This is a genomic window from Synechococcus sp. R60.1 (genome assembly GCF_047461835.1).
In the GTDB taxonomy this organism is placed as follows: domain Bacteria; phylum Cyanobacteriota; class Cyanobacteriia; order Thermostichales; family Thermostichaceae; genus Thermostichus.
The window spans coordinates 16209-36495 of the sequence record NZ_JANSIA010000018.1; the positions used below are offsets into that span (position 1 = coordinate 16209).

Here is a 20287-nt window from a genome sequence, read left to right on the forward strand (position 1 = left end):
CTGGCCTCGATTCCCGGCTGGATCGATGGCTACCTATGGCCAGCTTCCGGCAGGGAATAGGAAGGGCTTGAGCTGAAGGGCTGAGCGGCTTGGACTTCCATTCGGGCCAAAGTCGTAGCGGCATCCGCCAGTTGCAGAGCAAGGTTGGCACGGCTAATCGGATCCCGGGCATTCCAGAGATCCTGTCCCAAACAAAACACCCGATAGCGAAAGGCTTTGATCGAGCGCGATGGGATGACCTTGACAGTCATGGCTACAACCTCTTCTCCACAGAGACGTGAATAGTCAGCAGAACCCGCTCGGGCTCAAGGTAAACAAATGTTACCAAAACAACCTCGTCCTCAGAGGTAATGCTTACCGGGCAGGTGGCTTTCGGGGGTTCCACCCGTTCATGCCGTACCCCCACAGTGTATTCTCCAATTGGCAGGTCATCAAATCCAGCGTCCGCATAGATCAGCTCAATGGTTTCTTCTGCAATCAACTGCCCCTCTCGCTCCAGGAAACTGAGAAAAGGGATCCCATCGATAGAGGTGAGCGCGTTGTTGGCCTGATTGCGGATCATCACAAAGATGTCGGACATGGAGAGTGGGCCATCACCTCAGGGCTTCATGATCGAGGCTGCTGGAACATTGCCCGACTGTTTTGAGCCTGGACTGCCGCCAATCCCTGATTCAGCGACCAAACCCTCGACCCCGCGTGGCCGGACGGGCAATACAGGCCTGGAGTTTTTCCCGCAACCGGGCTGTATCGAGCCGCTGACCGATGAGCACCAACTGGTTTTTGGGCTGGCGAGGCCACTCATCGCTGCTGAGGGTATAGCGCCGACCGCTGAGGTGAAAGATATGTCGCTCTGGGCTTTCCTCGAACCACAACACCCCTTTGGCACGAAAGACTGCATCGGGCAACTCGTTGAGAAAATTTTGGAAAGCATCCAAAGAGAAGGGCTGATCGCTCTCAAAGGCTAGGGAGTTAAAGCCGTCAGCCTCGATGTGGCTGTGATGGGAGTGGTGGTGGTCATGATCGTGCTCATGGTCATGGTGGTCGTGACTGTCGTGATCATGGGCTTCTTCTTGGGGCAAGGAACTGGCCTGAAACAAATCGGTATCCAAGATCAGCTCCAGGGGGACTGCGCTGTTGACGGTGCGCAAAATGCGGGCATCTTCTTTGATCTCGCGGATGCGTTTTTCCAGACGCTCGATTTCAGCTTCCTCGACCAGATCGGTTTTGTTGAGGAGAATCACATCCCCATAGGCAATTTGGCTGTAGGCCACGTTGCTGTTGAACAGATCGGGGGCAAAGTTGGTGGCATCTACCAGGGTGATAATCGAGTCTAGCCGCGTCAGATCTCGCAATTCTGGCCCCAAAAAGGTGAGGGCCACCGGCAAGGGATCCGCCAATCCCGTAGTCTCCACCACCAGGTAGTCGATCTTGTCGGAACGTTCCATCAACCGCAACACGCTTTCGGCGATGTCGTCCCGGATGGTGCAGCAGATGCAGCCGTTGTTCAGCTCCACCAAGTCTTCTTCGCTGGAGACGATCAGTTCCGCATCGATGCTGATCTCGCCGAATTCGTTGACCAGCACCGCTGTGCGCATCCCTTTCTGGTTGTTGAGGATGTGGTTGAGAAGGGTGGTTTTCCCACTGCCCAAAAAACCTGTGATGATGGTGACAGGTAAGCCTCGCTTAGGCACTTCGATGGTTGCGGTCATAGAGTGGCAGTGATCCGATATAGAGGGAACTCTTCCACTTTACCCTCATTGCCCTTGTCCCCTGAGGCCGGGTGAACCTCTCAGATGCGGTCGGTAGAGCCTTTGCGCCTCGGCATTGGCGGCGTCGCCAGTGTGGCCCTGGCTCTCCCAACTCGGCGGCCTCTCTCTTTCTGGCTTACTCTTCAGGGTCAGATTGCTTCCTCTAATCCCCTGGCCCTGAAAGTAGGGTTATTTCGATTCAAACTGGGACAATGCACCCAACACCTAAAACGTTGAACGCAGGGGGCCAGAGAGCTGTTCTCAGTGGCCCACGGGTCTCACCCTAACCTGAAGTGACTATCGATAACATCCCTAGGTAGACTATAGTGCTGACCCACCCCAGCTTGGCCTGTCGGGATGCCTACCTGTCCTGGGTTACTTCCACCTGGTTGCCCGGCTCTAGGCTGACGCGGAACTGTTGGGCGCCTGTTGGCAAGGGATCCGGTGTCAGATCGGGCAGGTTGGCAAAGGGGGTTTCGGCGCGACGCTCCCGGGCCAGCGCATCCTCCGGCTCGGCGGCCAGGGGGGATCCCGTCCTATCCACCGTTACCCGGTAGACCAAGCTCTCTGGCCAATCGGGGGGAGACTGCCACTGCTCTGCCAAAATGTCTCGCAGACGGGAAAGGGGATCCGCCCCTGCTGCCTCTCTTCCCGCTGTTGGGTCAGATTCTTGGAGGGATGTGGCCAAAGGCTGCGATTGACCCGTCAAGGCAGGTATGGTGAGCTGCTCTTGCGGGGAAGGGGAACCTGTGGGATCCCTAGGGGGGCGACTGGCCCAGATCCCAACACCGGCCACAACTGCGATCCCGCCCACCAGCAGGGCAGCGATCCCGGTGGGCTGTCGATACCAAGCCCGCGTCACCGGAGTTCCCAGATTGGCCAGTTGGGGAATGTCATCCGCCACCTGGGAGAGGTTCTCCAGCAGGTCGTACAACTGCGTCATCGACAAATCCACCTGCGCGATGCGATCTTCCCCTTGGCGCACCGTGAGGCGATGAAAAATAAAATCAAGCGGACGGATGGCAACGGTACCGCTGAAGGTTCCCTTGGGTTCCCCACTCAAGTGGGATCCCACGTAGCGGTCGATTACAGTGATCAAATCGTTGAGCCAAACGTTATCGCCGTGTAAAGTTTTGACTGTCTCCCCCTGGCGGATTTCCAACTGACACTCGAAGCTGCGCTGGATGGCTTGCAGCGGCGGCGTTGCAGAGGAGTCTGAAGAATTGGAATCGGCAGGGGCTTCTCCCCGTACAGTCAGCGTAGAAGTGGGTTGTTGATAGGTGTGGCTAATCAGGGTGAGGCTGGGCATGGCAACTGCGGGCGAACAACACGGGTAGAGGGCTACAGAGGCGATAACAGAGGTGATAATTGACGAAACTGCCTCAAGAAGAGGGTGAGGTATCGGGGCCGGAGCTGTGGGCTACCCCCTCTTCTTCCAGATCGCTGCCGGCAGGCAAATCCATCTCAGGACGGCTGAGCAAGGCTTTCCACAGGCGCTGAGCGCCTTTCGGGCTACTGTAGAACATCAGCTCAATCAAGATGCGCAGGGCCAGCTCGGTGAGGCTATTCTCATCGCGCACGTCCCCATCCACCATGCGGCTGCGGTAGTGAGAGAGGAATTCATCCAAGTAATCTCCCACCAGCGGCTGACGGAAGGGGCTGAGCTCTTGATCGACAGCGGCTTCCAGTTGCTCCAAGGTGCTGCGGATACGGGCTTGTTGCTGAGCAGCCAGATAGGCAATCACCATCACCAGGGCGCGGGCCTCTTCGATATCGACCTTTTTGCGCCCACCGCTGCTGCGGCGCAAGGGGTTAGCATTGCGCAGTCGCCAGAGGGTCACCCGGTCGCCAATCTGCTCTTCCAAGTTGAGGGCTTTGGCTGCGGCCAGAACCGCTTCGGAACTTTCTCCGCTCAGGGACTCCAACCCCAGCAGTAGCAAGTCCAACTGGGCTTTGATGGTACCGGTGGCTGTGTTCAGGCCAACGGGCCGACTGTCTAACTGAATGTGCTTGTGTTCCACCGTCACGCTGTCAATGGGAGCTTTGGGTTTCGACGAAACTCTATGATCTCCTGTCCAAGCCAAACCTGCAACCTACCTCCCTGCGCTCTAGTCTAAAAGACTTTGGGCATGCTAGACTGCTCGCCAGCCTGCCGAGAGTTGAGCTCTCAGGGTTCTTCCCCAAAACGGGGTAACTCTGGATGCATCTTAGACCAATAAGAATGGGTTTTCTGGGCCGGTTTCTGTTTCGGCAACACCCCTACTCCTAGCTGAACTTGGGCTTTTGGACTCAGGGGGATGGCTACTTATAATGGGGAAAGCAGCTGCTGCTTTGGCCTTTAAGAGCTAAGTGACTACCCACCTTTATTGAGTTTCCCTTTTGTTGACACCAGCGACTCTAGGTGCAGCTTGATTCATCATGGCCTCTTCTGCTCGCTGCAGTACTCAGCCTGTCCCTGTTCACTGGGTCTTGATCTTCAGGGATCGATTGGGGCAGAGGGGGGTTGTTCTGGATAGTATCTATTACTCAGTGGGACGGTCTAAAGACAATCATATTCGCCTTTACGATCCCTGCGTCTCTCGGAAACACGCTTCCCTCATCCGCATCCCAGGTTCAGGGCCAACTGCACAGGGATCCCTGCAGTACAGCTACATGGTATTCGATGGCAGTCCGGGATCCAGGCCCAGCACCAATGGCCTATTCGTCAACGGAAAACGGGTTTTGTCCCATCGCCTTCAGCTCCTAGATAAGATAAGGTTTGGGCCGAACGTAACAGCAATTGTGGAGACAACGGATCGACTCAGCCCGGAAACCCTAGCCAAGTTATTGCAGCCTCTGGATGCTGCTAGCTCTACATCCCCATCCACCTTTGATTTTAATAAAGACACGGAGCCGAACCCGGAAAACCTGGCTCAGCCAGAGGAAGAGGATTTCACTGTTGCCTAAGCCAACCCAACCAGTCTTCTGAATCCTCCTGTGCCCCCCATCCCACCTGCTCTGAGCGGCTACTGGCAAAATGCCTTTGACCTAGAAGCCCATCTGGGATCCTTCCTGGGCCTTGGGGCTGCCGATCTGCGGGAGAAACTGCGGGCAGGGCAGCAGCAATTGGCGGAGTTGGGCCGGCGAGACTTTGGCTGGGATCGGGCAGATGCGTTTTATCGGGATCAGGTGAGATCCGCCTATCTGCTGGATTTGGCGGCTTGGCACCTGAGCAGCACCGACTACATCGGCGATACCTTACGCCTGGTGGCGGATCATGCCCGCGGGTTGGTGTTGGATTTTGGCGGCGGCATCGGCACCCATGCTATCGGGGCGGCCCTCTGCGCAGCGGTGGATCAGGTGATCTTCTGGGATATCAACCCCATCCATCGGCAGTTTGTGCAATGGCGGGCGGAAAAGCTGGGCTTAACCGAGCGCATCCACTGTCCAGAAAACTTCCCAGAAGAGATCTTTTTTGACACGGTCATCTGCTTCGATGTGGTGGAACATCTGGCGGATCCGGCAGCGCAGTTGCGGCAGTTTTACGACTGGCTCAAGCCGTCAGGTAAGCTTTTGATCAACTGGTACTTTTTCAAGGGGTTTAACGGCGAGTTTCCTTTTCACCTGGACGACCCGCAAAAGGTAGAGCAATTCTTTCAGGTGCTGCAAAGCTGTTTTTTGGAGGTGTTTCACCCCTATTTCATTACCGCCCGCTGTTACCGCAAGTGGGATAAAAGCTGAGATTGGAGAAAACCAAGGTGCTGCGCTATTTGCGGATATTGTGGCTGTTTTGGAGCACCTCAATCGCGGCAGAAATGGAGTACCGTGCCAATTTTTTCTTTGCCAGCCTCAGCAGTCTGGGTGGCTTGGGATCCGCTCTGTTTGGGCTGTCGTTGTTTTACCAGCAGGGGCACCGGCTGGGCGGTTGGAGTTGGCCGGAAGCCCTCATCGTGTTGGGGGTGTTCACCATTCTGCAGGGGGTGTCGGCCAGTCTCTTTAACGTCAACCTCAATCGCATTGTGCAGCAGGTGCAGGAAGGCACCTTGGATTTTGTTTTGCTAAAGCCAATAAGCAGCCAGTTTTGGCTGTCGGCCAGGGTGTTTTCCCCCTGGGGCCTGGTAGATATCGGCTTTGGCCTGTTGCTGATTCTCTACGCCGGGATCCAGCTCCATTTGCCTGCTTGGGCCTATGCTCTGGGGCTGCTGCCTCTGCTGCTGGGGCTGATCATCCTCTACAGCCTCTGGTTTATGTTGGGAGCCACCAGCATTTGGTTTGTCAAAATCTACAACGTCACCGAGGTGCTGCGGGGCCTAGTAGAGGCAGGACGATTTCCGATAGTGGCCTATCCGGTGGCCTACCGCGTGTTTTTCACCTTCGTCGTGCCGGTGGCTTTCTTGACCACCATCCCGGCGGAGACCCTGCTGGGGCGAGCCCAATGGCCGTGGCTGCTGGGATCCGCTCTGCTGGCGGCGGGGCTGTTGTGGGGATCCCATCTCTTCTGGCGCTTTGCCCTGCGCTTCTACACCAGCGCTTCCAGTTAAAGTCTGGGCCAAAAAGCTTGGATCCCACGCATCCGAGTTTCCAGGAGTTGAGTAATTTCTACAGACGCGCCCCATGCGCTGCCATCGCGGAGAACAACTGCCTTCTCCTTCACAAGGCAGAGGGGATCGCAGAGTTCTCTGGGTTGAGGGCAAAAAAGTTTTCACTGCAGCGCTTTGCAGCCACAGGCTCTGTGGTTTAGGGGGGCTTGTCTGTCAGTGGTTTTGATGGTTTGTCGATCTTTTGAGGAGCCTGTTCAATGCACAAACACACAAGCTTTGTAGCAGCATCTGTGATAGCCGGCAGTTTTGCTCTCTTGGGCTGTGGCAGCAGCACTTCGTCTTCGATGATGCCTTCCCAAGCGGATTTGGTGGCTTTGAGCGGCGGCAACCGCCTCACTTTCATCCGCTCTGCCGATGCCTTTGTGCAGGGATCCCTGACGGTAACAGGAGTGAACGGCAACCTCATTGGTATCGATGTGCGCCCTGCCAACCGACTGCTCTATGGACTCACCGACACCAGCATCCTTTACACCATCAACTTGCAGACCGGTGCCGCTACCGTGGCCAGCACTCTGTCGGTTCCCTTCACCGCGGGCACGCTTTCTGGCATGGATTTCAACCGTTCCGCAACTCATGGTCGTTTATTTCACCGCCCAGGATGAACTAAACAACCGGTTGCTTCCTGCTTCTACGACCCTTACCTAGCTGAGCTTTTGACCCAACCCCGGCAGAGGAATCTCCACAGGCGCGACTTCCCCCAGAACTTGAGGTAGAGTTAGCAAAGCTAACTAGATCGGTGGTAACAAAAACCGTAGCTGCCGTCAACTTGCCGTGAACCTAGAACCGCTCAAATAAACGATGATAAAAACAGCAGCTGCTGTTAACCCCCCAACGATGGGGTTCAGGTGCCCATTGGCCCCCTGGGGGTGAACTTCGGCCCTGTGGGTGGGTTTGACATCCGTACTGCTGATGGAGTGGATACCGGCTTTGCCATCGGCGGCTCCACCTTGTATCGAATTGACCTAAACACCGGTCGGGCCACATCCCTGGGCACCCTGCCGGGTGGGCCGTTCTTTGGCTTGGCCGCCCTCTAGGAAAGCCGATTCCCATTTGCCTATCTAAATTAAATTAAATCAAGGTTAATCAACATTAATCAATGTTTTGGATTCATTGATTTGGAACCAATTGTTGGAATCGTTTTGAGATCGTTGCTGCTGTTGATCCTTGACCCGGCCCGATCCCAGCTCAGGATTGGGCCTTCTATCTCCCCTTAGCTCGGGGTTGACCTCCGCCTATGCAGACGATAAATTATGAGAGCCGCTGCCCTGCTTGGATTACTCTGGGCGATGCTTGTGCCTCTGCAGTTTCTTTCTCTTTTCCATCCCGTTTCCTCTTCCCACTCATGAAGATCGAGGGTGACAAAGCTGAGGAATCCCTGCAGGAAAAAACCGATGCAGAGGTGTTTGCAGCCCTAAAAGCAGGCCGGTCACAAGCTCTGGCCATTCTCTACGACCGACATGCCGGCTTGGTGTACGGAATTGCCTGCAAAATGCTGGGCAGTACTGCCGAAGCCGAAGATCTCACCCAGGATATTTTTTTGAACTTGGCTCGTTCCTCCTTTGATCCCAGACGGGGATCCCTGCGCACCTACCTGAGCATCTTGGCTCGCTCTCGCTGTTTGGATCGGCTGCGCTCTTGGCGGAATCGACAGCGCTCCCTGGAACAGGGCAGAGTGGAATTGCAGGGTAGTCCTGCTGCGGATCCCACCTTGGAGCAGTTGGCTCAAGCAGAGCAGGTGGTTGAGGTGCAAACGGCTTTGGCCGAGTTGTCCGAAAGTCAGCGGCAAGTCTTAAAGATGGCCTATTACGAAGGCATGAGCCAAACGGAAATTGCCAAGCAACTGGATCTGCCTTTGGGAACGGTCAAAGCCAGAGCCCGGCGGGGTTTGCTGCGGCTGCGCGAGTTGTTGGGAGGCCCCTCATGAAAGCCGAATCTGTGTCTCCCGAAGAACTGCAACTGTGGCTGGCAGGCTATGTGCTGGGGGATCTCTCCCCGGAAGAGGCCGACCGGCTGGAAGCCTTGCTCAAGCTGCGCCCGGAGCTGCACCGAGAACTGCAAGCGTTGCAACGGGCGTTGGAGACAGCCTACGGCGTGGAGGAAAAGCAACCTCCCCCCGCCCTGCGGGCTTCTCTGTTGCAGGCACATGCGGAGCAGGCAGCCCAACCGATGCGCACCCCCGCCTGGATTGCCAAGGGATCCCGTCTCTGGCAACGGGGCTTGGGGGCGGTGGCCGCAGGCTTGATCGTCGCTTTGGGGCTGGGGAACCTCTACCTGTGGCGCAGGCTGCAGCTAGCCCAGACGCAAGGGATCCCTGCCGAGGTGTTGACTTATGAGTTGCAGCCGACTGCGGAGAACCTAACCGGCTCGGTCAGGCTTGAGGTGGATCCCCAGCGCTTGCAAGGGCGATTGGTGGCCCAAGGTTTGCCACCTCTGCCGGAAGGCCGGGTCTATGCCCTGTGGGTGGTGGTGGATCCTGAGGCGCCCTTCACCACCGATAGTGCGGGGGCCATCCTCATGGCAGCTTTTCCGGTGGATGAAACAGGAAACCGCCAACAGGAGCTGCGCCTACCGCCGGTGTTTGAATCTGCAGAATGGGTGCGGGCTGTGGCCATTAGCGAAGAGGACAGCGAGCGTCCCCAAGAGCACGAAGGATCCCCCTTGTGGATTTCCGGCTAGGGAAAGCATCGGCAGGCCCATGGATTGGCGTGGCCTGATGGCGTAAATAGGCGATTATTATGCAGATTGATATCCACCCAGTCTTGTGACCCAGACAGAAAACCTTAAGATAAAAGTCGCCACCCGGCGAAGAACTCGGAGGCTACCCCATGGGCGAAGCAAAGCGCCGTAAAACCCGCATCAGCCAAGATCCCGACCAAGAGCTGGTGTTTCCCAACCTCAAAGACATTCCCCTCACCAAAGGGCAAGCTCGCGCGATCTACAATTGGACAACCCGTGGTGCTTGGGCAGGCATTATTCTGCTGGCGATTGTTTGGGTTGTGATCCGATTTGTGGGGCCTGCCTTCGGCTGGTGGCATCTGGTCGGCTAGCCGGCCGGATCCCCTTTAGCATCCTTTGGAGTTTCCGTCTATGCGCTCTTATCTGGCAGCCGCCATTCAAATGACCAGCATTCCCGATCTGGCCAGCAACTTGCAGCAGGCGGAAGAGTGGATCGACTTTGCAGTGCGCCAGGGATGCGAGCTGGTGACGCTACCAGAAAACTTTGCCTTCATGGGGCCGGAAGCCGAGAAAGCCCGCCTTGCTCCTGAGATTGCGGAGCGGGCGGAGGAGTTTTTGGCCAAGATGGCCCAGCGTTACCAAGTATTTATTTTGGGAGGAGGGTATCCTGTGCCGGACGGGCAGGGCAAAGTTTACAACACCGCCGCCCTCTACAGCCCCGATGGCAAAGAGCTGGCCCGTTATCGCAAAATCCACCTGTTCGATGTCAATCTGCCCGACGGCAATACCTACCGCGAGTCGAATACGGTGGTCAGCGGAGATGAGGTGGTCACCTGCGAGCAAGAGCAACTGGGGAACCTCGGTTTGTCGGTCTGCTACGACGTACGCTTTCCAGAGCTGTACCGATCCCTGGTGGATCGCGGAGCCCAGATTTTGCTCATCCCTGCCGCCTTCACGGCCTACACGGGTCGGGATCACTGGCAGGTTTTGCTGCAATGCCGGGCCATTGAGAACACCTGTTACGTGATAGCCCCCGCCCAGGTGGGCACCCACTACGAGCGGCGACAGTGTCACGGCCATGCCATGATCGTGGACCCCTGGGGGACTATCTTGGCGGATGCGGGTGGCGAAAAACCGGGGGTGGCCATTGCTGAAATTAACCCAGAGCGTTTCCAGTTGGTCAGGCGGCAGATGCCTTCCCTACAACACCGTCGGCTGGCCTGCACCGTCACCCGCTAGGGATCCGCTGTGCCTTGGCCCCCCCTGATTCTCTACAGCAAACCCGGCTGCCACCTCTGCGAGAGCTTGGTGGAGAAGTTGCGGCAGATCCCCGAAATCCGTGATCTGGAAGTCCGCGACATCACCTCCAACCCGAGTTGGTGGGAGCAATACCAACTGGAAGTTCCCGTGCTCACCCTGGCAGGGGATCCCGAGCGACCTTTGCCACGTCCTTCCCCTCGGCTGACGGTGAGCCAGTTGCGGGCTTGGCTTGAGAAACAGCTCCGTTGAATTTCTCCTGCTGCTGCCGGAGCTTTCTCTGCCATGCCTATGGAGAGAGCAGCGATTCGCTGCGGGCGGTGTAGCCGGCTTGACGCAGGGCTTCAACAGCGGCTTGGGCATTGTTAACCCAAAATTGGGATCCCATTCTCACCCAAAGGGTATGGGGATGGGCGGTGATGGCAGCCACGACAGGAATGCGATTTTCTTCTTTAATTTCCGAGCGTTGGCGAGCGATTAGCGTCTGTAAACGGTATCGATCCTCCAGTGTCCCAGCAGAGTCGAGAGGGATCTCCACCGTTACCCAACTAACAGATTCAATCGGTTGTAAATCTTCCACAATCAGTTGCACCTGTTCATCCCGCTGATCCACTTTGGCCCAAACCAATAGCCGTTGATCCACCTCCAGGCAACCGCGCAAACGTTCATAGGTTTTGGGGAAGATCACTGCTTCACAACTGCCGGTGAGATCTTCCAGTTGCAAAATGGCCATGCGATCCCCTTTCTTGGTTGTGACATTTTTAATGGCAGTCACCAGGGCGAGAACGCCCACAGAGGCATCGGCTGCGCAGCCGCCCAAGTCAGCTAGGTTTACAGGGGCCAGCAGCCGCGCTTGCTCCTGAATGCGCCGCAGCGGATGATCCGAGACATAAAACCCCAGCAGCTCCCGTTCTAGCCTCAACTTTTCCTGAGGTGGAAAATCCTCGGTAGCCGGCCCACGCGGAGCCTCCACAAATCCATTGCCGGCGCTGCCACTGCTCCCCAGTAGATCGAACAAGCTGGCTTGGCCGATGGCTTTGGACTTGGCTCGCTGCGCTGCCCAACTGAGGATGGGATCCAAATCGGCAATTAGTTGTTTACGATTTCCAGAAATACAATCAAAAGCGCCCGCACAAATCAGGGCCTCCAGGGCACGACGGTTAACAATGCGCAGATCCACCCGCTGGCAAAAATCCGCCAGAGAGGTGAAGGGGCCATCAGCTTGACGGGCAGCCAAAATGTTTTGAATGGCCCCCTCCCCTACATTCTTCACTGCCCCCAGACCAAACAAAATGCTGGATCCCTGGGGAGTAAAGTCCATTCCAGAACGGTTGATATCCGGCGGCTGAATTTGGATCCCAATTGACAAGCAATAGGTAATGTAGCGCTGTACCTTGTCCTGATCTCCCCCCACAGAAGAGAGCAAGGCTGCCATATATTCCGTTGGGTAATTGGCCTTGAGGTAAGCTGTTTGAAAAGTAATCAACCCATAGGCAGTGGAATGCGATTTATTGAAGCAATACTCGGCAAAAGCAACCATTTGATCAAACAATTCTGTGGCAACTTCTTGGCTTACACCCCGCTTGGCTGCCCCCTGCACAAATTGCTCGCGGTGTTTCTCCATCTCGGAGACTTTCTTTTTCCCCATCGCTCGCCGCAGCAGATCGGCTTGGCCTAAGGTGTATCCGGCCATGTCTTGGGCAATGCGCATGATCTGTTCCTGGTAGAGGATGGCTCCGTAGGTATCCTGAAGAATGGGCTTGAGGAGTTCGTGGGCATAGGTTACCGGTTTGCGACCGTGCTTGCGATCGATAAAGTCGGGGATCATTCCCGTATCCAATGGGCCTGGCCGGTACAAGGCCAATACTGAAGAAATATCTTCCAGGTTGGAAGGTTTGAGCTCCCGCACCACCTGCTTCATGCCAGAAGATTCCAGTTGGAAGATCCCTTCCAGCTCTCCCTTTTCCAAAAGCTGGTAGGTTTTCTTGTCGTCTAGGGGTAGGTTATCCAGATCTATATTGACGCCATTGTGTTCTCGGATCAGTTCCACTGCCCGCTGAATCATCGTCAGGTTGCGCAGACCCAAAAAGTCCATCTTCAGCAAGCCCAAAGACTCGATATCTTCCATCGAGTACTGGGTGATAATTTGGCCTTCATTGTTGTACTGCAGAGGCACGATCTCATCTAAGGGATCCTTAGCAATCACCACACCGGCAGCGTGAACCCCGAAGGTTTTGTTGGTGCCCTCCAACAAACGTGCCAGCTCGATCCAGCGGTGGGTGGTTGGGTCTTTCTCGTATTTTTCTTTGAACTCTGGAGCGGGAGTATCCTCGCCAATCATCTCTTCCAATTTTGCGGGCTTGCCTCGGGATACCGGGATCAATTTCGCCATTTTGTCGGCTTCTGAGTAGGGAATGTCTAAGACTCGACCGACATCTTTGAGAATGGCTTTAGAGGTCATGCGGTTAAAGGTGATGATCTGGGCGACTCGCTCTTGGCCGTATTTGCGGGTCACATAGTCGATCAGCTCTCCCCGCCGCTCGATGCAAAAATCCGTATCGATATCCGGCATCGATTGACGTTCTGGATTGAGAAATCGCTCAAACAGTAGGCCGTATTTAACCGGGTCAATGTTGGTAATTTGTAGGGCATAGGCCACCAGGGATCCTGCTGCCGAGCCTCGCCCCGGCCCCACCGGGATCCCCTGCTCGCGGGCATAGCGAACGTAGTCCCAGACCACCAGGAAATAGCTGGAGAAGCCCTTTTGTTGGATGATGTTCAGCTCAAAGCGCAGGCGCTCCTGGTAGTTTTGGGGGATCTGATCCGGCTGAGCAACACCGCAGCGCTTCGCCAGCCCCTGCCAGGCCAATTCTGTGAGATAGCTATCGGCAGAATGGCCCGGTGGAACCGGGTAGTCGGGCATGCGCATTTCCCCAAATAGGTCATAGCCCTCGATCTTTTCCAGCACCTTCAGGGTGTTGGCGATGGCCTCGTCAATCACCTCCTGTTCCAAATGGTCACGGCAGAGACGGCGCATCTCTTCTGGGCTTTTCAGGTATTCGGTTCCGGTGTAGCGAAGGCGATTTTTTTCAGTAAGGGATTTGCCTGTTTGAATGCAGAGCAGCGCATCGTGGGCCTCTACATCCCAGCAGGAAATAAAATGGCTATCGTTGGTGAGGATGATCGGGATCCCCAATTCGCGGGCGATGCGCACCAACTGCACATTGACAAAGCGATCTTCTTGATAACCGTGATCCTGAATCTCGATGTAATAATCATCCCCAAACTGCTCTTGGTACCAAGCGGCAACTTCACGGGCAATTTCTGGCCGCCGCTGCAAAATAGCTTGAGGCACTTCTCCTGCCAAGCAGCCGCTGGTGACGATCAGCCCTTCTTTGTATTGCACCAAATACTCTTTGTTGATGCAGGGGCGAGAGAAAATCCCTTTCCCTTGAATGCCATGTAGATGGGAAATGGTGGTTAGCTTCACTAAGTTTTTGTAGCCCTGGGTATTTTTGGCCAGAACCACTTGGTGATACTTGGGGTACTTGCGGCTTTTGTCGCGGATATCGCCGTTGATTACATACATTTCATTGCCGATGATTGGAGTAATCCCTTTGCTTTTACACAGTTTCACCAGCTCTAACGCCCCATACATGACACCGTGATCCGTCAGGGCCAGCCCCGGCAAACCCATAGCGACCACCTGCTCGATCAGACGCGGCAATTGGCTGGCGCCATCCAAGAGGCTGTATTCGCTGTGGAGATGCAAAGGAACAAAAGACATGGCAACGCTATGGATAGTGGGATCCCTTTAACCTTAACTCAGCGTGTCCATTTCTCGACTGCCTGCAGATGCCGCTACAGTAAAGTCAGCTGATGTTTTTTCCCTTTTCTTGAATCTATGGATGCTCCCATTCGCCTCACCCAGTACTCCCACGGCGGTGGCTGCGGCTGTAAAATTGCCCCGGCCCTGCTGCAACAAATTCTCAGGGATGTGCCCCTGCTATCCCCAAATCCGGCTTTGTTGGTGGGAGCTGAAACCAGCGATGATGCGGCTGTCTATCAACTAAACGACCACCAAGCCCTAATTTTGACCACCGACTTCTTCATGCCGATTGTGGATGAGCCGGTGGATTTTGGTCGGATCGCGGCGACCAATGCCCTTTCCGATGTCTACGCGATGGGGGGCACTCCCATTCTGGCTTTGGCGGTTTTGGGCATGCCGGTCAATACCCTGCCGATGCAGGCCATCCAAGGGATCATGGCCGGAGGGATCCAGGTTTGCCAAGAAGCCGGGATCCCTTTGGCAGGGGGGCACTCCATCGATTCGCCGGAGCCCATCTTCGGCTTGGTGGCAGCAGGTTTGGCCCATCCACACCACATTCGCCGCAATGCCACGGCCCAACCTGGGGACGATCTGATCCTGACCAAGCCGCTGGGGATCGGGGTGATGACCACCGCTCTGAAAAAGGGTCAGCTCAGTGCGGCAGGCTACGCGGAAGTTTTGCAGGTGATGACCCAGCTGAATCGCATCGGCTCGCAACTGGCTCGGCGACCGCAAGTTCACGCCATGACGGATGTAACAGGGTTTGGCCTGCTGGGACACTTGCTGGAAGTCTGTCGCGGCTCCGGGGTGGGGGCCAGTTTGGATCTGGCCTCCATTCCGTTTTTGGCAGAAGCGCTCTCGCTGGCAGAAGCGGGGATCTTCCCAGGGGCGGCTCGTCGCAATTGGCAGGGCTATGAGGGGGTACAGGCAGAATCCCTACCCGAGTGGCAGCAACTGCTGCTGGCAGATCCCCAAACCAGCGGGGGCTTGCTGGTGGCGGTGGATCCCGGCTACACCTCAGACCTCTTGCAAGAGCTGCACAGTGCCGGCTACCCCTACGCCCGTCGCATTGGCCGATGCCAAGCTGGAGACACCAGAATCCATGTTACCGGCAAGATCAGCCTCAGCCCAGCGGCAGCCTGAAGAAGACCCTCTGGCAATACTCACCATGCAAAGTCTCATGCAAAGTCTCGATAGAGGGCTCAGTATGAAGATTGCGTCAAGCAGCTCTGAGAAAGTTAAAGATACCATGTAAGGCAAGGGAAGGTTAGGATATCCTGAGATCTATGAGCGAGCTTCCCCCCAGCCGTAGTCTGGTTCAGCGAGTTGAGCCTGGCCAGCTGATTCGAACCCTCAGCAGTGGGCAATTGCTGATGGTGGATCCCCAGCGGCACAACGCCCTGATCATCTGCAAGACGTTTCATGCTGAGTTTGCCGGGCCAGGCGCTGCGGTGGGGGGGCCATTGGATGTGGAGTCCGGCGGCGTTGTCCCCATTGGGGATGTGGTTTTGCTGCATCCGCAAGACCACCAAGAGCGGCAAAGTGCCTATGCCAAGCGGCTGCACTGGATGCGTTGGCTACAGCAAATCACCGATAATCCTCTGCCGGCGCAACGGGCGCGGATTTTGCTCTTCAGCCTAGAGGAGTTCTTCTCTGCGGATTTGGTCAGCCAATTGCCCGATGACATTTTGGCACGGCTGGTGGGGGTGCTGCCCCAGACGATTGCTGCGGTGCGGATGGAGATGACGGCCCTCTACAGCCCCAGCTATTCCTTGGCAGGCTGAGCTTGTCTTGGACTGGGGAAGGGACTCGTCCTGCCAGCATGAATCGGTGACACCTTGCAGCCCTCTCTGCAACTGGAACAAGACACGATCAGCTACACTGCTGGCATTTGGTTCAACTGGACTCGACTGGAATCTCTGCCTTATGCAGTGGTGGAAACGGCTTCGCCGCAATCGATGGGCCCAAGTAGGAGCTTACATTCTCCTTGTTTTCTACGCCTGCGCCATTTTTGCCGAGTTCGTTGCCCCCTACAGCCCACTGGAATCTCAACCGGGGGGATCCCTTCTGCCGCCCACCGCCATTCACTTTTGGGATGAATCGGGCGCTTGGATTGGGCCCCACGTTTATCCAACTCGCCAGGGGCCGGTGGATCTGGAAACGGGAGAACGCCCGCTCTTGGTGGATACCAGCCGTCCAGCCGGGATCCGCTTGTTTGTGGCCGGTACTCCCTACCGTTGGTTGGGGTTGATCCCCTGGGATCGGCATCTGTTTGGCACCGTCCCGCTGCGGCCTGTTGCAGAAGCAGGACAAGTGGGATCGCAAATCAGCGAAGAGCCACCTGTGGCACGGCTGCACCTGCTGGGCACCGATGATCAAGGTCGGGACTATTTCAGTCGCTTGGTCTATGGCGGGCGCGTCAGCCTATTTATCGGCTTGGTGGGCATTGGCATCTCTTTCCCCATTGGTCTGCTGGTGGGGGCCATATCCGGCTACCTTGGGGGCTGGGTGGATACGCTCCTGATGCGCTTGGCCGAGGTGTTGATGTCGATTCCGACGCTGTATCTGCTGGTGTCGCTGGCAGCGGTGTTGCAGGTGAATCCGCTGACCGGGGTGCCCTTCAGCAATGCCGAGCGCTTCTTGGTGATTGTGGTGATCCTCTCTTTTGTGGGTTGGGCGGGCCTAGCCAGGGTGATTCGTGGGCAGGTGCTGTCCTTGCGAGAGCGGGACTTTGTGCAGGCAGCGCGGGTAGCCGGGGCTGGATCCCTGTACCTGCTGGTGCGGCATATTTTGCCCCAGACAGCCACTTATGTGGTGATCTCGGCAACCTTGGCGGTGCCCGGCTACATTGCGGCAGAGTCGGTGCTGAGCCTCATCGGGTTGGGGATCCAGCAGCCGGATGCCTCTTGGGGCAACATGCTCTCGCTGGCCACCAACGCTTCGGTGATCATCCTACAGCCCTGGCTGGTGCTGGCCCCCACTTTGATGGTGGTGCTGACCTCTCTATCCTTTAACCTGCTGGGGGATGGTTTGCGAGATGCCCTTGATCCTCGGGAAGGGTGAGCTGCTTCCCCATTGCGCCGAGTGAGGGGAATGGAGTGGCCTGCAAATCACCGCTTTCCGTCGGGATAAAGCCGGTTTAGACCCTTGCGAGCCTTAGCATGGACATCCAGGGTGGCATCCATTTTCAGGATCTGCCGGTAAACTTGCTCGGCACGAGCCACTTCCCCTTCCTGTTCCAACTTTTCTCCTAGCTTGAGCAAGTTTTGGGCTGAGAGATCTGCCCAAGGATTCTGTTCGGCTGTTGGCTCCTGCAGTTGCCGCAGCTCTTCTAGGCGCTCTTGCACCATCGGTCGTAACAGCCAAGAGTCATCCAGATCCAAAACCTCTCGGTAGTAGCGCTGGGCCTCTTTAAAGTTCTTTTGCTCGTCGTAGGCTTCCGCCAGTTGTAGCGCCAGTTCCGCTGTGGGCTGATCCTTAAACTGGCGATGCAGTTGGTTCAGTCGCCGCACAAAGGGGGATCCCTGCTGCGGGTTTTTCAAATCCGGGGCGTGCTGAACCGGCAGATAGTCGTCCCTCTCCGCCGATGGTTGAGGGGAAGGGGCAGGCTCTGCAGCTTGAGGTCGAAGGGGCGCTTGGCGGCTGATGCTTTTGGGATCGATGGGGGTGGGCTTGTAAACCCAAATTGGCTGATCCGGAGGAGATGCGGGTGGGGTTGGGCGTGGGATCGGCTGCGGCAAGGGAATGGTCTTGCGATCCGGCGGTTCAGGAGATGGCTGCTTCAGCTCCTCAAGGGTGCTGGGAGGTTTGGGGGCCTGAAATTGAATCGCTTTGGGAGTCTCCCTGCGCTCTTGGGCCAATTCTCGGTACAGAGCGGCCAATTGAAGGTAACCCGCCTCCTCGTAGGCGGTGGCCAGCCAACGGGCATTCTCTGGGCTGGGATCCGCACGATAAGCCCGCCGGAGCAACTGCAAAGCAGTGCCGTAGTTGCGCTCTCGGATGGCTGCCTGCCCCAAACTGGCTGAGCTGGCCCCGGTCGTATCGCTAGCCATAGGTTTCCGTCATGCCTCGCTGTGCGACGATGATAGATCAGTTCTCCCTAGCCAGCCACCTGGGGCAACCTTTGCGACTGGATCCCTTGGCCTTAGCATACCCTTGCCAAGCTGAACGTTGCTTGCCTAGAAGGGTCTCTCTGGAATTGGGTGGCAGACTTCTTTGCCGATATTGATCCGACAATTTGAGAGGACAATTTGATTATTACTGATTATTAAGACATTGAGATCTGGATGTGAGGTTGACTTTCAAGCTAGCTTGTGATCAAGCCTCGAGCAGCGACAGGTTCCGGCGCAAACATGATTCAACAGTTTCGAGAGCGGTACCCTATGGGCAGTTTGCTCACCGAACTGTTGCGTGTGGAAGAAGGGATCTACATTGTCAAAGCCCAGGTGGTGGTGAACAACACGGTTCTGGGCAGTGGTATTGCCGGCTCCAACACAGTAGAAGAAGCGGAAGATGCTGCACTGAAGCGCGCCCTGAACCACGCAGGATTCGGCCATCCCACAACTGCATTAAGCCTGGGTGTGGACACTGCTAGGGTGCCTTATCTGCCAACTCCTGAGTTGGCCAACGGACACGCTCAGTCTTCCCCTGCTTCTCCAGCCCCCGAGTCGATAGGGATCCCTGCAAAGCCAAGTTCCCCAGAGCTGCCCGGTCTAAGTGAGCCGGCGGCCTATGGGGATGACCTATCGGACATCATTGCCCAAACGGATGTGGAGATGCAGCGCATTGGCTGGGGCCGCAAGGAAGGACAAGAGTTTTTGGAACGTCGCTTTCAGAAGAAATCTCGCCACCAACTAAGCGACGCCGAGCTGCGGGAGTTTTTGCGCTACCTAAAACAGCAGCCCTCCCGCCTCAGCAGCGAACCCCGCTTTTGAAGTCTTCTCGGCCTTGCCGCCAAGATCTCGGGATCTGGAGATCTGGCAACTCCTATCTTCCAACTAGGGTTGTTCCGAGCCCGTTCAAGTAGCCTCTGACCCTTGCCCCCGGCCCCTCTGGAAGGGGGAGTTGGGAATCAAGCCAGCCAACTGTTTTACTGCTAGTTGGCTGCTACTTGGAATAAGCCCGTTCTACCGTCGGTGTCTTGCTGCTGCTGAAGCTAGGGCGCACCTACAATCACGCTGGTGTCTTCCATTTGCTTCACGACCGTTTCTCCCCCTTCCGAGAGCACAACCCGTCGCTCTGGCACCGATACTCCGGCCACCTTGGCGGTTTGGTAGTTTTGCCCGGCCTGCACCACAGCGGGAATGACACCTGGGCCAGAAACCAGAGCAAAGGACTCGCCGCCGATCTGTATCATCCCGGAAACCTGTACACTGCGGGCAAACGCAGCTGGGTCGGGGGTAGGCGTTGGGATCGGGGTGGCCACGGCTACAGGCGCTCCATTGCCGTCGCCAGGAGGGGGCAAAACCGGAGGTGGAGGCAGGGGCGGCAGGACAATCTGCGGTTCAGGAGCGCGAATGTTCTGGGGCACAAAGGGATCCACACGGCCAGCCCCACTCAAGGCCCGCTGGGTTTCCTGCTCTCGATCCACTGGCGGGATCAGGCTAGAGGCAGCTTGGGTAGCCTGCAGAAGGGAGGGCACCGGCGGCGGGGGTTGATCGGGGAGGGGCCTGAGGAGCCGGGGGAGGGACTGCAGAAGGGAGGGCACCGGCGGCGGGGGTTGATCGGGGGCGGTCTGGCCAAAGCCGGCAGGCAAGTTCACCGTTTGTTGGCGGGCGAGAGCTTGCATCTGGCTGGCTCCGCGGGCCAAGGTGGCGCTCATATCCTGTTCCCAAGTCCCTGCAGCATTCAGCCGCATGATCACAGGGCTGGTTCCCCCCCGAGACTCCACCCAAATTTCCGCTTCTGTGTCGCTCAATCGCCGCGAGCTGAGGATCCGGGATCCCGGAGCCAAGAGGGGCCGAAGCGCCAGTTCGGCCTCAGGAACAGCCTGTTCGTTGGCCAGAGCCGGGAACCAACGGGGGGCCAAAAACGCAACGCCCCCTGCCAACAGCAGGCCGGCTACAAGAAAGCAGGACAATGGGCGAGCAGGCAGCGATTTCAGCATAGAGACCACCGGGAGAGAGCATGACTCTAGTCAATAATAAGCTCAACTATACTGAAAATAATGTATAATATGTTCAGTACGGATTACTACC

Annotated in this window: 21 protein-coding genes and 1 pseudogene; 14 read left to right on the forward strand and 8 right to left on the reverse strand. The window is 56.7% G+C overall.

The genetic code is table 11. The features are described 5' to 3' along the window. Positions 1-29 precede the first annotated feature (29 nt). The 5 genes from NW834_RS04375 to NW834_RS04395 form a co-directional block, all read right to left on the reverse strand. Positions 30-251 (reverse strand): hypothetical protein, encoded by a 222-nt coding sequence (locus tag NW834_RS04375; RefSeq protein ID WP_011432797.1) that lies wholly within the window; start codon positions 249-251, stop codon positions 30-32. Positions 252-253: 2 nt separating this feature from the next. Next, positions 254-580 (reverse strand): hypothetical protein, encoded by a 327-nt coding sequence (locus NW834_RS04380; protein ID WP_414329244.1) that lies wholly within the window; start codon positions 578-580, stop codon positions 254-256. 91 nt (positions 581-671) lie between these two features. Beyond that, positions 672-1709: a CobW family GTP-binding protein gene (locus NW834_RS04385; RefSeq protein ID WP_414419314.1), complete on the reverse strand. Its 1038-nt coding sequence runs from the start codon at positions 1707-1709 to the stop codon at positions 672-674. Between the two features lie 400 nt (positions 1710-2109). Continuing rightward, positions 2110-3057 (reverse strand): DUF4335 domain-containing protein, encoded by a 948-nt coding sequence (locus NW834_RS04390; protein ID WP_414419315.1) that lies wholly within the window; start codon positions 3055-3057, stop codon positions 2110-2112. A 73-nt stretch (positions 3058-3130) separates the two neighbouring features. Next, positions 3131-3775, reverse strand: a complete 645-nt coding sequence (locus NW834_RS04395) for a DUF3038 domain-containing protein (protein WP_414341745.1) — start codon at positions 3773-3775, stop codon at positions 3131-3133. Positions 3776-4166: 391 nt separating this feature from the next. Between NW834_RS04395 and NW834_RS04400 the strand changes: the two genes are divergently transcribed. The 10 genes and pseudogenes from NW834_RS04400 (at position 4167) to NW834_RS04445 (ending at position 10513) form a co-directional block, all read left to right on the forward strand. Then, positions 4167-4694 (forward strand): FHA domain-containing protein, encoded by a 528-nt coding sequence (locus NW834_RS04400; RefSeq protein WP_011432802.1) that lies wholly within the window; start codon positions 4167-4169, stop codon positions 4692-4694. A 30-nt stretch (positions 4695-4724) separates the two neighbouring features. Next, a complete protein-coding gene (locus NW834_RS04405; protein ID WP_011432803.1) occupies positions 4725-5468 on the forward strand; it encodes a class I SAM-dependent methyltransferase in 744 nt (247 codons plus the stop codon). 17 nt (positions 5469-5485) lie between these two features. Continuing rightward, positions 5486-6268 (forward strand): ABC transporter permease, encoded by a 783-nt coding sequence (locus tag NW834_RS04410; protein ID WP_414349888.1) that lies wholly within the window; start codon positions 5486-5488, stop codon positions 6266-6268. 344 nt (positions 6269-6612) lie between these two features. After that, positions 6613-6930: a DUF4394 domain-containing protein gene (locus NW834_RS04415; RefSeq protein WP_414419316.1), complete on the forward strand. Its 318-nt coding sequence runs from the start codon at positions 6613-6615 to the stop codon at positions 6928-6930. Between the two features lie 234 nt (positions 6931-7164). Further along, positions 7165-7362: pseudogene (locus NW834_RS04420) on the forward strand (DUF4394 domain-containing protein); the annotation flags it as partial. 308 nt (positions 7363-7670) lie between these two features. Next, positions 7671-8252: a sigma-70 family RNA polymerase sigma factor gene (locus NW834_RS04425; protein WP_414418534.1), complete on the forward strand. Its 582-nt coding sequence runs from the start codon at positions 7671-7673 to the stop codon at positions 8250-8252. Then, a complete protein-coding gene (locus NW834_RS04430; protein WP_414418535.1) occupies positions 8249-9004 on the forward strand; it encodes an anti-sigma factor domain-containing protein in 756 nt (251 codons plus the stop codon). The genes NW834_RS04425 and NW834_RS04430 overlap by 4 nt, the downstream gene beginning before the upstream one ends. A gap of 149 nt (positions 9005-9153) precedes the next feature. After that, positions 9154-9375, forward strand: coding sequence for a DUF2839 domain-containing protein (locus NW834_RS04435; RefSeq protein WP_414418536.1), 222 nt, complete (start codon positions 9154-9156; stop codon positions 9373-9375). Positions 9376-9415: 40 nt separating this feature from the next. Then, positions 9416-10243 carry a carbon-nitrogen hydrolase family protein gene (locus tag NW834_RS04440; protein WP_011432809.1) on the forward strand — a complete coding sequence of 276 codons (828 nt, stop codon included), beginning with the start codon at positions 9416-9418 and terminating at the stop codon, positions 10241-10243. A gap of 9 nt (positions 10244-10252) precedes the next feature. Continuing rightward, a complete protein-coding gene (locus tag NW834_RS04445; RefSeq protein WP_011432810.1) occupies positions 10253-10513 on the forward strand; it encodes a glutaredoxin family protein in 261 nt (86 codons plus the stop codon). A gap of 37 nt (positions 10514-10550) precedes the next feature. On the opposite strand, the gene NW834_RS04450 is transcribed toward NW834_RS04445, so the two are convergent. Continuing rightward, complete coding sequence (locus tag NW834_RS04450; RefSeq protein WP_414418038.1) at positions 10551-14048, reverse strand: DNA polymerase III subunit alpha; 3498 nt, start codon at positions 14046-14048, stop codon at positions 10551-10553. 117 nt (positions 14049-14165) lie between these two features. Between NW834_RS04450 and selD the strand changes: the two genes are divergently transcribed. The 3 genes from selD to NW834_RS04465 all read left to right on the forward strand — a co-directional run bounded on the left by selD (position 14166) and on the right by NW834_RS04465 (position 17153). Beyond that, complete coding sequence (gene selD, locus NW834_RS04455; RefSeq protein ID WP_414413611.1) at positions 14166-15233, forward strand: selenide, water dikinase SelD; 1068 nt, start codon at positions 14166-14168, stop codon at positions 15231-15233. A 143-nt stretch (positions 15234-15376) separates the two neighbouring features. Further along, positions 15377-15874 (forward strand): hypothetical protein, encoded by a 498-nt coding sequence (locus NW834_RS04460; RefSeq protein WP_414341756.1) that lies wholly within the window; start codon positions 15377-15379, stop codon positions 15872-15874. Between the two features lie 142 nt (positions 15875-16016). Next, positions 16017-17153 (forward strand): ABC transporter permease, encoded by a 1137-nt coding sequence (locus NW834_RS04465; RefSeq protein ID WP_414341758.1) that lies wholly within the window; start codon positions 16017-16019, stop codon positions 17151-17153. 47 nt (positions 17154-17200) lie between these two features. Here the strand turns inward: NW834_RS04465 and NW834_RS04470 are convergent, their stop codons facing one another. Further along, positions 17201-18142, reverse strand: coding sequence for a hypothetical protein (locus tag NW834_RS04470; RefSeq protein WP_414418537.1), 942 nt, complete (start codon positions 18140-18142; stop codon positions 17201-17203). 300 nt (positions 18143-18442) lie between these two features. Between NW834_RS04470 and NW834_RS04475 the strand changes: the two genes are divergently transcribed. Continuing rightward, the gene (locus NW834_RS04475) at positions 18443-19024 is read left to right on the forward strand and encodes a hypothetical protein (RefSeq protein WP_414418538.1); all 582 of its coding nucleotides are present in this window, start codon (positions 18443-18445) and stop codon (positions 19022-19024) included. A gap of 221 nt (positions 19025-19245) precedes the next feature. Here the strand turns inward: NW834_RS04475 and NW834_RS04480 are convergent, their stop codons facing one another. After that, a complete protein-coding gene (locus NW834_RS04480; protein WP_414373964.1) occupies positions 19246-20196 on the reverse strand; it encodes a hypothetical protein in 951 nt (316 codons plus the stop codon). Between the last annotated feature and the right edge of the window lie 91 nt (positions 20197-20287).